At 55.7% G+C, this 13,910-nt stretch carries 15 protein-coding genes; 7 read left to right on the top strand and 8 right to left on the bottom strand.

Annotation, left to right across the window (positions count from 1 at the left end; all coding sequences use genetic code 11):
- Nucleotides 1-144: 144 nt before the first annotated feature.
- Both ACM6IT_RS01675 and ACM6IT_RS01670 read left to right on the top strand, forming a co-directional pair.
- Nucleotides 145-435 carry a hypothetical protein gene (locus tag ACM6IT_RS01675; RefSeq protein ID WP_056722915.1) on the top strand — a complete coding sequence of 97 codons (291 nt, stop codon included), beginning with the start codon at nt 145-147 and terminating at the stop codon, nt 433-435.
- Between the two features lie 137 nt (nt 436-572).
- The gene (locus ACM6IT_RS01670; RefSeq protein WP_056722916.1) at nt 573-1,133 is read left to right on the top strand and encodes a hypothetical protein; all 561 of its coding nucleotides are present in this window, start codon (nt 573-575) and stop codon (nt 1,131-1,133) included.
- 30 nt (nt 1,134-1,163) lie between these two features.
- On the opposite strand, the gene ACM6IT_RS01665 is transcribed toward ACM6IT_RS01670, so the two are convergent.
- From ACM6IT_RS01665 to ACM6IT_RS01645, 5 genes are read right to left on the bottom strand one after another with little or no spacing between them, the layout of a single operon-like run.
- Nucleotides 1,164-1,481 carry a cytochrome C oxidase subunit IV family protein gene (locus tag ACM6IT_RS01665; RefSeq protein WP_008053359.1) on the bottom strand — a complete coding sequence of 106 codons (318 nt, stop codon included), beginning with the start codon at nt 1,479-1,481 and terminating at the stop codon, nt 1,164-1,166.
- Nucleotides 1,482-1,494: 13 nt separating this feature from the next.
- Nucleotides 1,495-2,208, bottom strand: a complete 714-nt coding sequence (locus ACM6IT_RS01660; RefSeq protein ID WP_414917351.1) for a heme-copper oxidase subunit III family protein — start codon at nt 2,206-2,208, stop codon at nt 1,495-1,497.
- 6 nt (nt 2,209-2,214) lie between these two features.
- Nucleotides 2,215-2,907: a cytochrome c oxidase subunit 3 gene (locus ACM6IT_RS01655; protein ID WP_414917350.1), complete on the bottom strand. Its 693-nt coding sequence runs from the start codon at nt 2,905-2,907 to the stop codon at nt 2,215-2,217.
- Nucleotides 2,904-4,676, bottom strand: a complete 1,773-nt coding sequence (ctaD, locus tag ACM6IT_RS01650; RefSeq protein WP_223542271.1) for a cytochrome c oxidase subunit I — start codon at nt 4,674-4,676, stop codon at nt 2,904-2,906. The genes ACM6IT_RS01655 and ctaD overlap by 4 nt, the downstream gene beginning before the upstream one ends.
- Before the next feature lie 43 nt (nt 4,677-4,719).
- Nucleotides 4,720-6,198 carry a c-type cytochrome gene (locus ACM6IT_RS01645; RefSeq protein WP_414917349.1) on the bottom strand — a complete coding sequence of 493 codons (1,479 nt, stop codon included), beginning with the start codon at nt 6,196-6,198 and terminating at the stop codon, nt 4,720-4,722.
- Between the two features lie 314 nt (nt 6,199-6,512).
- Here ACM6IT_RS01645 and ACM6IT_RS01640 point away from each other — a divergent pair, with 314 nt between their 5' ends.
- Entirely contained in the window at nt 6,513-6,851 is a 339-nt protein-coding gene (locus ACM6IT_RS01640) for a hypothetical protein (protein ID WP_414913057.1), read from the top strand.
- A 548-nt stretch (nt 6,852-7,399) separates the two neighbouring features.
- On the top strand, nt 7,400-7,555 hold the full coding sequence (locus ACM6IT_RS01635; protein WP_414913056.1) for a hypothetical protein: 156 nt from the start codon (nt 7,400-7,402) through the stop codon (nt 7,553-7,555).
- 262 nt (nt 7,556-7,817) lie between these two features.
- On the opposite strand, the gene ACM6IT_RS01630 is transcribed toward ACM6IT_RS01635, so the two are convergent.
- On the bottom strand, nt 7,818-8,744 hold the full coding sequence (locus ACM6IT_RS01630; RefSeq protein ID WP_414913055.1) for a LysR family transcriptional regulator: 927 nt from the start codon (nt 8,742-8,744) through the stop codon (nt 7,818-7,820).
- Nucleotides 8,741-9,715, bottom strand: coding sequence for a quinone oxidoreductase family protein (locus ACM6IT_RS01625; RefSeq protein ID WP_414917348.1), 975 nt, complete (start codon nt 9,713-9,715; stop codon nt 8,741-8,743). Before ACM6IT_RS01625 ends, ACM6IT_RS01630 begins: the two co-directional genes overlap by 4 nt.
- Before the next feature lie 332 nt (nt 9,716-10,047).
- On the opposite strand from ACM6IT_RS01625, the gene ACM6IT_RS01620 reads away from it, so the two are divergent.
- On the top strand, nt 10,048-10,725 hold the full coding sequence (locus ACM6IT_RS01620) for a DUF3313 domain-containing protein (protein ID WP_414917347.1): 678 nt from the start codon (nt 10,048-10,050) through the stop codon (nt 10,723-10,725).
- Between the two features lie 234 nt (nt 10,726-10,959).
- Here the strand turns inward: ACM6IT_RS01620 and ACM6IT_RS01615 are convergent, their stop codons facing one another.
- A complete protein-coding gene (locus ACM6IT_RS01615) occupies nt 10,960-11,385 on the bottom strand; it encodes an ester cyclase (protein WP_223542269.1) in 426 nt (141 codons plus the stop codon).
- Between the two features lie 238 nt (nt 11,386-11,623).
- On the opposite strand from ACM6IT_RS01615, the gene ACM6IT_RS01610 reads away from it, so the two are divergent.
- A complete protein-coding gene (locus ACM6IT_RS01610) occupies nt 11,624-12,574 on the top strand; it encodes a LysR family transcriptional regulator (RefSeq protein WP_414913052.1) in 951 nt (316 codons plus the stop codon).
- Nucleotides 12,575-13,051: 477 nt separating this feature from the next.
- The gene (locus ACM6IT_RS01605; RefSeq protein WP_056727392.1) at nt 13,052-13,858 is read left to right on the top strand and encodes a lytic transglycosylase domain-containing protein; all 807 of its coding nucleotides are present in this window, start codon (nt 13,052-13,054) and stop codon (nt 13,856-13,858) included.
- Nucleotides 13,859-13,910: the final 52 nt, after the last annotated feature.

Genomic DNA, 13,910 nt, shown 5'->3' with positions numbered 1-13,910 from the left:
AAAAATGGCCGGTGGTCGTTGCATTACGATTGTCGCCTGCGTTTGGCTAAGCTTAATAAATCAGGGCGAACTGAAACCTTGAGTGATAGCGGCCATCAACGGATCTGGATCGGCCTCAAGGCGGCACTCCCAAGGGAGACGACTATGTACGCAGTTATAAGAACCTACCTGGGTACTGGAGCAAAGGAGCTTTTCGGGCTGTTGGAACAGCGCAATGCCGACGTCGAAGCGACCCTGCGGACAGTACCTGGCCTCGTCAGCTACACACTATTGAATACGGGTGATGGTGGCACGTCGGTGACTGTTTGCACGGACAAGGCCGGCAGCGATGCGAGCCTGAAAGTCGCGCGTGAATGGATTCAGAAAAATGCATCGAATATCCACTCGAACCCACCGATCGTAACGGAAGGTCCGGTCATTGTGCAGATCAACTAGCGTCCGGTCCGCATGTTGGTGAGTGCTATACTTTTTTTCAGATTGCACGAGGTGTGCAACGTTCCCCCCCACAGTACAGCTACCGACTGCTGCCGGACATCGGAGGTCTACAGCAAACCCGAAACGGGAGGTGTGGCATGAATCGACACTATTACATCAGTGACAATCTCAACGATCTTGAAAACGTTGAATATGAACTGGAAGCCAGCGGCATCAATTCCGAACAGATTCATGTACTCAGTGAAAAAGTTGCTGATGTAGAAGAACATCACCTCCACGAGATCAGTTCGCTAATGGAACAGGATGCTGTTCATTCTGGTGAGATTGGTGCGGTGATCGGCGTGCCACTCGCGGCACTTGTCCTGGGCGGCGCCTATTGGATGGGCTGGACCGAATCCCCCGCAGGCTGGATGCCCTTTATTTTCCTTGCCATTGTTGTATTGGGCTTCTGCATCTGGGAAGGCGGCTTTTTTGGGTTCCAGGTGCCGAACACTCACTTCCGCAATTTCAAACAGGCAGTAAAAGAAGGCAAACATATCTTCTTCGTGGATGTTGAACCGAATCAGGAATCGGTACTGGACCAGGTAATCAAACAGCATCCGAAGCTGAAGATTGCCGGCACCGGAACTGCAGCCCCCCACTGGACAGTGGCCTGGCAGCACAAATGGCATCAGTTCAAGCGAGTGATATCGGGTTAGCCAGGAGACTCAAGGCCATCCGAAAGCCGCTTACTGGCCAAAGAAAATGACCCGGCTGAGGAACACATAGTCTGCCTCGGTGGCCATAAGCCCGATGAGCACCAGTAAACACAAGGGTGGCACCAGTATGGCGTAGACCATGGCCAGGCGCTCCCATGCCATATGCATGAAGATGGAGACAATCAATCCTGCCTTCAACAACATGAACGTGATAATCAGGGACCAGCGAAGGTAGCCATGGAAGTGGAAATAGTCGACCAGGTACGACAGCGTGCTGAGGACGAACAGCAGCCCCCAGATCTTAAGGTACAAACTGATCGGATGTTGCTGACCCTGAGCATGTGCCATCACCCGTGCTCCTCTACCATAAATAGAAGAATGCAAAAATAAATACCCACACCAGATCCACGAAGTGCCAGTAAAGCCCGGCTATCTCGACGTTCTGATAATTTCCGGAGCGCTCATAATCTCCGCGCCATACTTTCAGCGCCACAATGCTGAGATAGAGAGCGCCGATCGACACATGCAGTCCGTGAAAACCGGTAATCATGAAAAAGCTGGCGCCAAATTGCGCCGCTCCCATGGGGTTGCCCCAGGGGCGCACCCCTTCTGCGATGAGTTTGCTCCATTCAAATGCCTGCATGCCGACGAAAGTCACCCCCAGGGCAGCGGTCGCCAGCATCAGGGCCGTGGTTTTCGCGCGGTTACGGCGATAGGCGAAATTGACGGCCATGGCCATGGTGCCGCTGCTGCTGATCAGCACAAAGGTCATGATGGCAATCAGGATGAGCGGGATTTCCTTGCCACCGATCGTCAATGCGAACACTTCACTGGGGTTCGGCCAGGCGCTGGTGATGGTCATGCGTACCGACATGTAGCCGGTCAGGAAACAGGTGAATATAAACGTGTCGCTGAGCAGGAATATCCACATCATCGCCTTGCCCCAGGGCACCTGCTTGAAGGCCTCCTTATCCGAGGCCCAGTCGCTGGCGATGCCCTGCCATCCAGGCGCAGGTGGCACACCTGGTGGATTGGATGAGCTGGATTCGACTTCAGCTTGCGGGTGCAATGCCATGGCTGTTCACCTCAGGCCGCAGAATCTGGCGATGGCTTCATAGGTTTGCGGCGTGCTGGCCAGCAGCGCGAATAGCACGAACCAAAGGCCCAGCAAGTAATGCCAATAGATGGCACAGAGCTCTACGCTGGCGCCAAGTTGCGCCAGTGGCACATGACGCAAGAATCTGGCGACGATCCAGCACCAGGCGATCAGCCCGCCCAGCAGGTGGAGCCCATGCAGGCCCGTCAACAGGTAGAAGAAACTGTTGGCCGGATTGCTGGCGACAAAGTAGCCCCAGGCGACAAATTGCTGCCAGACCCAGAATTGCCCCGCCAGAAAGGCAATGGCAAAGACACCCCCCAACGCAAAACCAATGACCGTTGCGCCCAGCCGAGCCTTGCGGGCGGCCATGCGCGAGCACTGCAGTGCGATGCAACTGATTACCAGAAAAGCCGAATTCAGCCAGAGCGGCCAGAGATTGCCTAACGGCGCCAATGGCTCTGTCAGGGGTAGCCAGTCGACCATTTGAGAACGGGCGACAAAGGCGATCAGGAAAAGGAAGAATAACGAACTCACCACCACCAGAAACAAGCGCAGGCCTACCCTTGCGGTTTGCCGTCTAACGGCATCCTCGGCGGCCTGATTACCCTCGGGGTCGCGGCTCCAACTGCCGCCGGGATCAGCGCCGCCGGCGTTTCTCAATAGCAGCCTGTTCATGTCTTGATGTCCGCCCTGGTTCCGGCACTGAACTGCCGCATGTGCTCCAGCTCCTCGGCGGAGACCGTTTGCGGCACGAAATCCTGCTCTATCCCCGGCACGCTGTAGTCATAGGCCCAGCGATGCACGACCGGCAATTTTTCTCCCCAGTTACCGTGTTTCGGCGGGGTGTCCGGCGTTTGCCATTCCAGGCTGGCCGAACCCCAGGGATTACTGCCTGCCGGCTTGCCCTTGAATGCACTCCAGGCCATGTTGAACAGGAACAGCAACTGGGAAACGCCGACAGTCAACGCGACCACCGTAATGAAGGCATTCAAGTCTTGCGCGGACTGCGGGATGAACGCGTAGTTTTCATAGGCGTAGTAGCGACGTGGCATGCCCTGGAAACCCAGGTAGTGCATGGGGAAAAAGATGGCGTAGGTACCCAGAAAAGTAATCCAGAAATGCAGCTTGCCCAGGGTGTCGTTCCACATGCGCCCGGTGACTTTCGGGAACCAGTGATAAATACCGCCGAACACCACCAGTACCGGTGCAACGCCCATGACCATATGAAAATGGGCCACGACGAAATAGGTGTCCGAGAGCGGGATGTCCACGATCACATTGCCGAGAAACAACCCGGTCAGGCCGCCGACCAGGAAGGTGATGATAAAGGCCAGGGCAAACAGCATCGGCACGGTCAAATGGATGTCGCCGCGCCACAGGGTCAGTACCCAGTTATAGACTTTCAGCGCGGTCGGCACCGCGATGATCAAGGTGGTGACGGCGAAGAAAAAACCAAAGTACGGGTTCATTCCGCTGACGTACATGTGGTGTGCCCAGACCACAAAGCTGAGTACGCCAATCGCAATAATGGCCCACACCATCATTCGGTAGCCGAAGATGTTTTTACGCGCATGGGTACTGATCAAGTCGGAGACCAGGCCAAACGCCGGGAGAGCGACGATGTAGACCTCCGGGTGGCCGAAGAACCAGAACAGGTGCTGGAACAATATCGGGCTGCCACCCTGGTGATCGAGCTGCTGCCCCAGCGAGATCATCGCCGGCATGAAGAAGCTGGTGCCCAACAGCTTGTCAAACAGCATCATGACCGCACTGACAAATAACGCCGGGAAGGCCAGCAAGGCCATGATCGAGGCCATGAAGATGCCCCATACCGAGAGCGGCATGCGAAACAGGGTCATGCCGTGCGTGCGCGCCTGCAACACCGTGGTGACGTAGTTCAAGCCGCCCATGGTGGCCGCGACAATGAAAATCGCCAGTGAGACGAGCATCAGGACAATGCCCCACTCGACCCCCGGTGTCCCCTGGGTAATGGACTGTGGCGGATAGAGCGTCCAGCCGGAACCTGTGGGGCCGCCGGGGACAAAAAAACTGCTGAGCAACACAACTACCGCCACCAGGTAAAACCAGTAGCTGAGCATGTTGACGTAGGGGAAGACCATGTCGCGGGCGCCCACCATCAGCGGGATCAGATAGTTGCCGAAGCCCCCCAGAAACAAGGCCGTGAGCAAGTAAATGACCATGATCATGCCGTGCATGGTCATCGCCTGATAGTAAGTACTGGCGTCCATGAACGCCAAACTGCCGGGGAAGCCTATCTGCATGCGCATCAAGCCGGACAACACCAGAGCGATAAGACCCACGAAGATGGCCGTCAACGAATATTGAATGGCTATGACCTTGTGGTCCTGACTCCAGATGTATTTGGTCAGGAAACTTTTGGGCTCGTGCAGTGCTTCTGTTTCGGCTTGCTCCGCATAGGCCATCACGTCATCCTCCTGCCGAAGTTTCAGTGTATTGCTGGCTGCTTTACGGCGACTTCCCTGGCTGCGCGTTGTTCGCATCAGCGTCAGCATTCGCTTTGGATTTGATGAAAGCGATCAGTGCATTGAGCTCCTCGTCACTCGCAGCCAAGGTTGGCATGACGGCGGCATAGCCCTTGACGATTTTGGCATTGGGATGAAGAACCGAATCCTTGAGATAGTCCTCATCGACCTTTACGCTCGTATCGTCGGCAAGGGTTTCCGTCTTGCCATACAGGCCCTGCCAGCCGGGGCCGACGCCCTTGTTGCCATCGACACTATGGCAGGCCAGACAGCCGAGCGACCCGGCCAGCCGCTGCCCCTGCGCCACCAGATCTTCACCCGGGCTCGACGCTTCGCCGGTCGAAGGTTCACCGTCTTGCCCCGCAGCACCCAGTGATTTGATCAGGGCGATGACGGCACCCAGTTCATCGTCCTTGAGAGTATAGGCCACCATGACCGGCGGGTAGCCCTGTACCAGTCGGGCCTTCGGATCGAGAATCGACTCTTTCAGGTAGGCCTCGTCGACCTGCACACTGGTGCCATCGGCAAGCTGTTCCGTACGGCCGTACAGCCCCTTCCATCCCGGGCCGAGACTGGCACCGCCATCCTGGCTATGGCAGGCCTTGCAGCCGAGTTGCTCGACCAACTGCCGGCCTTTTTCCAGCACGCTGTCTCGACCGGGTTTGGCAGTTGCCGTCAATGTCTGCGCAAACGTCGGTTGGCCTTTGAGCCATTGATCGAAGACGCCCTGCTCTTCCACGATCATATGGCCGCGCATGTTGTAATGACCTACGCCACAGAATTCAGCGCAAAGGACGTCGTACTTTCCGGTTTTAGTTGGCGTAAACCAAAAGTACGACACCATTCCCGGCACCATATCCATCTTGCTGCGAATTTGCGGTACATAGAAATCGTGCAGGACATCTTTAGCCCGCAACAAGACTTTCACCGGCCGATCGAGCGGAAGGCGAACTTCATTATTCATGACAAGCACATCGTCCTGCCCCGCAGGATCCTTGGGATCAACGCCGAGGGGATTGGCGGAGTCGACAAACTTGATATCCGACTTGCCCAACTTCCCGTCCTGGCCGGGAAAACGAAAGGCCCACTGCCACTGCTGGGCGACCACTTCAAGGTCGTAAGCCTCTTTCGGCACCCGGATGAAATCGTTGTAGACAACCAGGCCTGGGGCCAACATCCCGGCGATACCTACCGAAGTGATGATAATCAACCACAGTTCCAGCTTTTTATTTTCTGGCTGGTAGGCCGCCCTGGCACCCTCCTTGTGCCGATACCGCATCACCGCGACCGCCATGAATACCGTGATGGCAATGAAAAATATGCCGCTGATGATCAGGGTGATGAACAAGGTGGTGTCTATGGACCCCCAGTTGGAAGCTGCCGGTGTCGCATGCCAAGGCGCAAGTATGTGGAATAGCACTGATGCAATAACGATTAGTATCAGGACAATTGCTATTACCATTTCCTCTTCATCCTATTCCTGTTGTTCATTGGGTATGCAAAAGCATCGCCGCTGACGTCCAAGCAGGGCAGGCAAATGCCACCCGTCCGGGCGGCAAAGTCAGTAAGAAGTATAGAGCCCATCGGATGTACCGTGAGGTTGGCAGGCGAGGCCCGGCGACCGGCTATACTGAATTTCTGATGACGGACAGCAGGGGCGGCCAGAAGCGGGTCAGAAAATCGAACCCTGCCCTTGTACAGTCATCCAACTTAAGTAATGGCATCGTGCAGCAACGATAGCTACAGATTCCAGCAATCCACATGGGAGGTTTCGTCATGAGTGTCCTGACGATCGAAGGCTGGTGCAAAACCAGCGGCGCCCAAAAATCCACCCCGATGGGGGAGATCCATTTCAACGTCGACGGCCCCTTGCACCTCCGTCTGGAGGAGGCCGAAGAGCGCTTGCAGAAAACCCACGAACAGCAAGCCATGGTCGATGTCGATATGGACTCGATGGAGTTGATCATGCCCGAGGGATACGCCCCCTTGTCCGACTGCCAGATGCGTGTCTATCTGCAACACGAACGCGGACAGTTCCATCTGGTTGGACACCGAGCGAGTGACGGCAGCCTGATCTACACCAACGCAGTGTTGATTGATCAACTGCTTGAGTAGCGGTTACGTGATTCCCGGTATCGGAGTTTCTCCGCGGGATAATGTGCGGTACCGAAAACTCACGGGTCTTTTAAACACAATTCAGTGTGTTGCTTCGACCGGTTGAAACCCCAGACAGAAGCGGCCCTTCCCGTCCCGTTAAATCCACCTCGCCTCAGGGGCAAGTAGCCCCTGGCAAAAGCGATCGGTGAAACAGGGCCGCGACTCTCTCCATAAATGGGGTACTACACCCACCCGACCAGGTGTTTGCCACCAAAATTGAGGGATATTCCCCCCCTTCCCCGTTCTCTCGCTTGAAGACCTCGCAATCAGCCTGTTAATTCATTTGAGTTTTTTCTTCGCCCTATTGAAATGGCTCATTAGTTGCACCACCCCTGATACCCGCAACAGCTGTCGTCCCGGACATCACGGAGGCGGCGGGGCTCGCCGGATCAGGCATGACGCGAGGGGTGAAAAAATGAATCGAGCGACACCACCATGCAGTTCCATCGCCTTGTTGCCCAGGTCCAGCCTGTGGTGCGTATTCCACGCAAACGTGAGGACGGGTGATGGCTTCCACTAATAGATCAATCGCTCGAATCACCAAGCGACCAATGGCCCTTTATAAGCAGCTCGCTGAGTTAGGCCTGATGTTTATTGCGTTGGCGATGACGCTGGCGTTGTCCGTTGTACTGGCGATGGAGTTCACCCTTGGAGTGTTTTGACAAGTTATTGCCCCTACGACGAGCGCCCGTTTTACCAGGCACCCATGTAAATGAAGCGACTATGGGAGGTGTGTCATGTGGAATCAGCCTCTGATGATGGTGGCGATCTACTTTGCCATCACCCTCTGCTTCGGCTGGTTGTGGTCCGCAGCTACCTTGTATTGGTTTTGACCCAATGGAAAAAATGAGTCACCACCTGATTTTATAAACACACATGGCCGGCAGCCATGCGTCGGCCAGGTGGAAACCGAAGGTCAAGCGGTCAAATGGCCCATGGGGGCGCAGGGGAAAACTTTGACTCGATCCATTGTTTGAACGCGACAACCACCGCGCCCGGAAACCTGGCCGATGGCCTGACCAGATAGACCCCACCGGCGGAATCCAATTGCCAGTCCGGAAGGACCTGCAACAGCCTCCCGGCAGCAATATCGCGACTCATCAACCAGTCACCTGCCCCCAATATTCCGGCATCGGCGCGGGCCGCTGCCAGTAATGAATCGCTGTCATTGGCCGTCAGGTTTCCTTTGGGAGAAACCGTCTGCAGCTCATTGCCGCGATGGAGTCTCCACTGGGGAAAAGACGCCAGGCCGCTGAAGCGAAGGCAGTTGTGCCGGATCAGGTCCTGTGGCGTTTCGGGCATGCCGTGTTGCCTGATGTAAGCAGGCGAGGCACAGAGTATCCGGCGATGGTCACTCAGTTTCCTGGCGATCAACCGGCTGTCTTCCAACTCTCCGATTCGGATCGCCGCATCAAAACCTTCATCGATGATGTCGACCAGACGCTCGCTGTAGTCTGCGAGGATCGAGACATGCGGATGAGCCTCGAGAAACTCCGGCAGCATCGGGCCAAGCCAACGCCTGCCCATGGCTGCCGGCAATGCAAGGCGCAAAGTACCGCGGATTTCGCTGGCGCACTCGGACGCCTGCTGCTGCGCTTCATTCAGCAATTCGATGGCCGAGCGAAGGCGCTGCTCCAGCCTGGCACCTGTTTCAGTAATTCGAACCTGGCGGGTGGAGCGCTCCACGAGCCGAACGCCAAGGCGCTTTTCCATTGCGGCGAGGCGTTTCGAGACGACGGTTGGGTGTCGCTGCAATAGCCGGCCAGCCCCGACAAATGAGCCTTGCGAGGCCACGGCCAGAAACGCAGCGATTTCATCACTGTGCTGATTGTTCAGAACATCAAGATTCATGGTTTTAGAATGATCGCCCCCGATGAACGCCCCGACTCCAGGTCGGCATGCGCCAATGCTGCGTCCGCCAGAGAGTAGCTTGCCCGGACCGAAGGTTTGATAATACCCGCACCGATGGCCGCCAACACATCCTGCGCTCGTTCCTGGTACTCGGAGGCACTCGCGGTATGGGCTGCCAACGAAGGACGTGTGAGGAACAGCGAGCCTTTGGCATTGAGTGTCGACAACTCCACGGCTGACGGCGCACCTGATGAAGCGCCAAACGACACCATCAGCCCCCGTGGTCGCAAGCTATCCAGGGATGCCTGGAAAGAAACACGCCCTATCGGGTCATAGACGACGTCGACCATTTTACCGTCGGTGATTCGAGCGACCTGGGAGGCCAGGCTGGCAGCATCGAACACCAGGACTTCATTGCACCCCGACGCCAGGGCTTTCTCGACACTGGCCTGCTTTGAAACCACGCCAATCACGGTGGCACCCAAGTGCTTGGCCCATGGCACCATGATTTCCCCCAGCCCTCCCGCCACACCGTAGAGCACAAGGGTGGTGCCGGGCCCTACGGGATAGGTGGCTTTCAACAGGTACTGCGCAGTGATGCCCTTGAACATGACGGCTGCGGCATCTTCAAATGACAGCGAATCCGGAATTTTGACCAGCCGCTCTGCCGGATAAAGCCGGGCCGAAGCGTAGGAACCCAAGGGGCCGGTGGCATAGGCCACGCGATCCCCTGTTCGCACGTTGCTGACACCCGCACCCACAGCGGCAACACGCCCCGCGCCTTCCAGCCCCAGCCCGGACGGCAAGGGAATGGGCACCGCTCCCTTGCGCTGGGTAACGTCGAGATAGTTGACACCCACAGCCTCTTGCTCAAGCCATACCTCGCCCTGGCCTGGTGATTGTTCGCTCAGTGCCTCCAGGTTCAGTACTTCAGGGTTGCCGAACTGGTTAAACCGGATCGCAGATACCATGGTCATTTCTCCATCAGTCAGAAGCCGTAATCAAATGAGTGGGCTCAGTGTGAGAACTGATCTGCTGATGAACAAGACTGGAAAATTGCAGGACATTAATGCACTGATTGCAGCAATGTAACCACCGATAGCGGGCTATGCTCTGGGGACGTCAACGCCAGTCGGGCTGGGTCTGGCTCTGCGACATGTCGGCGCAGCAGATCCAGTTCACAACGGTAATCAATTCTCCGGTCGGTTCGACAACGCTTCATTCATGCCATGAAGGGAAACATGACTTGGCGTTTCTATTTTTCAGTTGACTGAGCACGACTAAATCGTGGAGTGAACCCACCATGTCCCTGGACCGTAAACTGTTTGTTGGCGTCGCACTGACATACCTGCTACTCAGCGGTTGCACCTCCCAAGTCACTGAACGCGAGCAATATTCGGGCTTCCTGTCCAACTACAACAACCTGCAAGAAGTGACCACCGCCACGGGTGAGAAGGCAATGCGCTGGGTGAGCCCGTCGTGGAACCCGAATGCGTATGACACCATCGCGTTCAGAACGCTGGAGTTTTATCCCTCGCCCAAACCCAACGAACAGGTCAATCAACAAACGCTGGCCGACTTGCAGGACTTCATGTCCAGGAAGGCCAAAATCGTACTGGGCCAGAAATACCAGAGGGTGTCTAACGCCGCCGCCGCACCAGCCAGGTCACGCCCCCTGATTCTTCGTGCGGCAATCACTGGCGTCAGCGCCTCGAACGAAGGCATGAAGTGGTATGAAGTGCTGCCGATTGCGGCCGTTGTCGGAGCGACACAGGCAGCTACCGGTCACCGGGATCAAGACACTAATCTATTCATTGAAGCCGAGTTCATTGACGCAAGAACCAATCAAACAATGGCCAAAGTGGTGCGTAAGGTATTCGGCAACCCGTTAGAGAACGAAAGTCAGAAAATCACCACCAAGGACTTTAAAGACGCTATCGAAAAACTGAATACCGATCTCTGGACGTTCATCCACAGCTGACCGCGAATAAACTTTCAGCTTCTTTCTCCCCTTGCGCCCTGCCAGCCGATGCGCGCCCCTGTATATGTTAAGGCGGCGATCCGACTTGCCCGCGAACACGACGACACACTGGCCGCTTTGGGCCGGCAGTTGACGTTGATGACAGGCAACAATCGGCCAACAGCGGCCTCTGACCACCGTGGGGAGTATAATTTCACCACGGTGGACTTATTCCCCCCTTGGAATTTAACTAAGTCACTCGTAACTGATGATTCCGAGTTGCTTTGCCATAAACAGTTCGTTCCGCTCAACGATCTCCTCGATCACTTTCCCCTCTTTGTTAAACCGAAAATACGTCAGAGCGGTCCAAGTCAAGCTCTTGCCTTCTACGTTAAAGCCATGCCATGTATTCGAGCCAGTAGCACAGTGCGTCAACGCGACTACAACAACGTCATCCGTGACAACTTCCTTGCTGAACGTAGTTTCAATTGTCTTATATCGTTCGAGAACATTTTCGCTCAAGGCTCGCTTAAAGTTTTCCAAACCACCTATCGGAGCATCGCAGTCCGGTCGATGCACAACCACATTGACATCGAAATACTCGGAAACCCGCTCAACATCCTTACCATCCACGCAGTATTTAAAGTAGTTCTTCACCGTATCTAGATTTTTGACACCCATACGACACTTACTCCTCTCAGATTGATAACAAGCAATACATCCCAAAGCTTTATAAAAGGCCGCCCCGCTCAAAAGGAGCCGTATACCAGAAGCGTTACATCAATTCGAATAAGACCTTTTGCACACTTCACGAGTGATTAACTGGAACGACCCAGCGCGCCAGGTACATTCTAGGAGGGGTTATGGTATTCGTAAATCTAGAATATATTAGACCTGATATCGAATATTGGAATACCACATGAGTCTGGAACGGTTGGAAAAATGGGCAACAGTCAGGCATTTCCGCCTGGCGATTGCATTGTTTGAATATGGCAGTGTTTTGCACGCCTCACGCTCGCTGAACCTCTCACAGCCTACAGCGAGCAAGCTACTACAGGATCTGGAAGAGGCTGTAGGGGCTCAGCTCTACACCCGAAATCGTAGGGGGGTTACGCCTACGGAGCTTGGTCGGGACTTTGTACAGCGCAGCCGGATGATCCTTGCCCAACTGGATCATGTATCCCAAGCAATCGACGCGCTTGGAAAAGGGCATGCCGGGCGTGTTGCTATAGGAAGCGTGTTAACAGGGTCAAGTTATCTTGTGCCAGCAGCCATCGCACGACTCTGGGCAAGCCGACCAAGCATCCGCATCAAAATCATCGATGGTGTAAGCGGAGAACTAATACCTCGGCTCATCTCGGGCGAATTGGACTTCTTGATTGGGAGACTTTCCGATGTCAGCTCAAGCGTCGTTGTCGCTCAGGAGGCACTTATTAGCGAAAACGCGGTCATCGTTGCGCGCCGTGACCACCCTCTTGCCCAGCAAACAGAGGTTAAACTGGAAGAGCTCGCGCGCGAAGCATGGATACTGCCCCCAATAGAAACTACTTTACGGAAGCAGTTCGATAATATCTTTCATCGAAATGACATCAATCCACCACATGCAACGATAGAAACCGCATCATTCTTTAATATACTTTGGTTATTAAAGCAGACCGATTTTCTTGGGATATTACCACAATCAGTTATTTCTGACCCAGCACACAGTAAGGAACTAATCCGCCTCCCGGCTTTTGAACCTCTAATTCTGGAACAAATTGGTGTTTCCCGACTAGCAGACGCTACATTGTCACCTGCCGCTTCCGCTTTATTGGACTCACTAAGAGAGATTATGCACAACACCCAAAAAATGGGCGGATACCTTCCGTGAGAGAAGGAGTTCTAATCGTTGCAATAGCCCATCGAATTGACGGGCAGCCTTGAGAACAGGCAGCAATCGGCCAGAAGGAGACATTCGTTTGCGTCGGGATGCCCCCTATCCAGTCGTCAGGCATTAAGCACTGTCGAGATGGTCGCGTATGAACTCGATGAACCGCTGGGTCTTCGCAGGAAGCAGCGGTTTTTCGGTCAGTGCGTAGACCGAGGTGCCAGTGCGACTACGACCAGATGTGCCACATCCTCGAAGGCAGCCTGCGCCTGACCGATGCGGACGGCGTGGCGAAGACCTTCGGGCCTGCGCCTCGCCTGGGAACGCCGCCACCCCATACGTCAACGCAAGTTCCAAAGCCGGTTACAAGGGGTATAACTATCAGAACAAAAGGCGGGTCACGCAGAATGGGCCCTCCGAAGGTAGCGCCCGGGCCAGGTGCCCCAGGCCCGATCGGCGCCTGCGGCGCGGAGCGATGTGATGAGATCCAGAACATGGCGATGGGCTCGCAAGAGCCTTCTTGGCTGCATCGAGCTGGCCTTGCTGGTCGCTCCTCTGTGCGCCAGCGCCATGTTCAAGTGCCAAGCCAGGGACGGCGCCATCAGCTACACCAGCCAAGCCATCGCCAGCGCCCGTTGCACTCGCCTCAATGGCATGGCGGGCGCCGGTGTCGGCGCCAAGGCAATGGCCCTGCCACGGGTTGTGCGGGACGACGACTCAGGCGCGGTGCGGATTCGGGTGTTCACCTTCATCCACAAGGGTACTCGTCAATATGTGAGCCGGCGCCCCGTCGGTATCTCCGCACGGGTCGATGTCCTTGAGCTCTATTACATCAAGGGCTGCTATCTGTGCATGGCGCCGAAGGATTTCAAGGTCGCCTCACTGCGCCTGGACACCCTTTCCTATCGGCGGGAGATCGAAGCCGCTTCGGGTCATTATGGTGTCGACAGGGCGCTGGTCCGCGCAGTGATACATGCAGAATCGGCGTTTCGCCCCAACGCCATTTCCGAAGCCGGCGCCCAGGGGCTGATGCAGTTGATGCCCGCCACCGCCCAGCGCTTCGCCGTGGACGATCCGTTCGACGCACGACAGAACATTCGTGGCGGCGTGCGCTACCTGGCCTGGCTGCTCAAGCGCTTCAACGGCAACCAGGTGCTGGCTTTGGCAGGTTACAACGCCGGCGAAGCGTCCGTGGTCGAGTACAACGGGGTGCCTCCCTACGCCGAGACGCAATCCTACGTCACCCTCGTGCAATCCTTGACCGAACGCTATCGCAACCATCGCTAGGTAAGTATCGACAAGCTGATTTTCGTCCCGCATGTAGCTTGTAGTCTCAGCC

The sequence above is a fragment of the Pseudomonas sp. IT-P4 genome, assembly GCF_949767755.1.
GTDB lineage: Bacteria > Pseudomonadota > Gammaproteobacteria > Pseudomonadales > Pseudomonadaceae > Aquipseudomonas > Aquipseudomonas monachiensis.
Note: the sequence above shows the minus strand (reverse complement) of the source record. Positions and strands in the feature narration are given on the sequence as shown.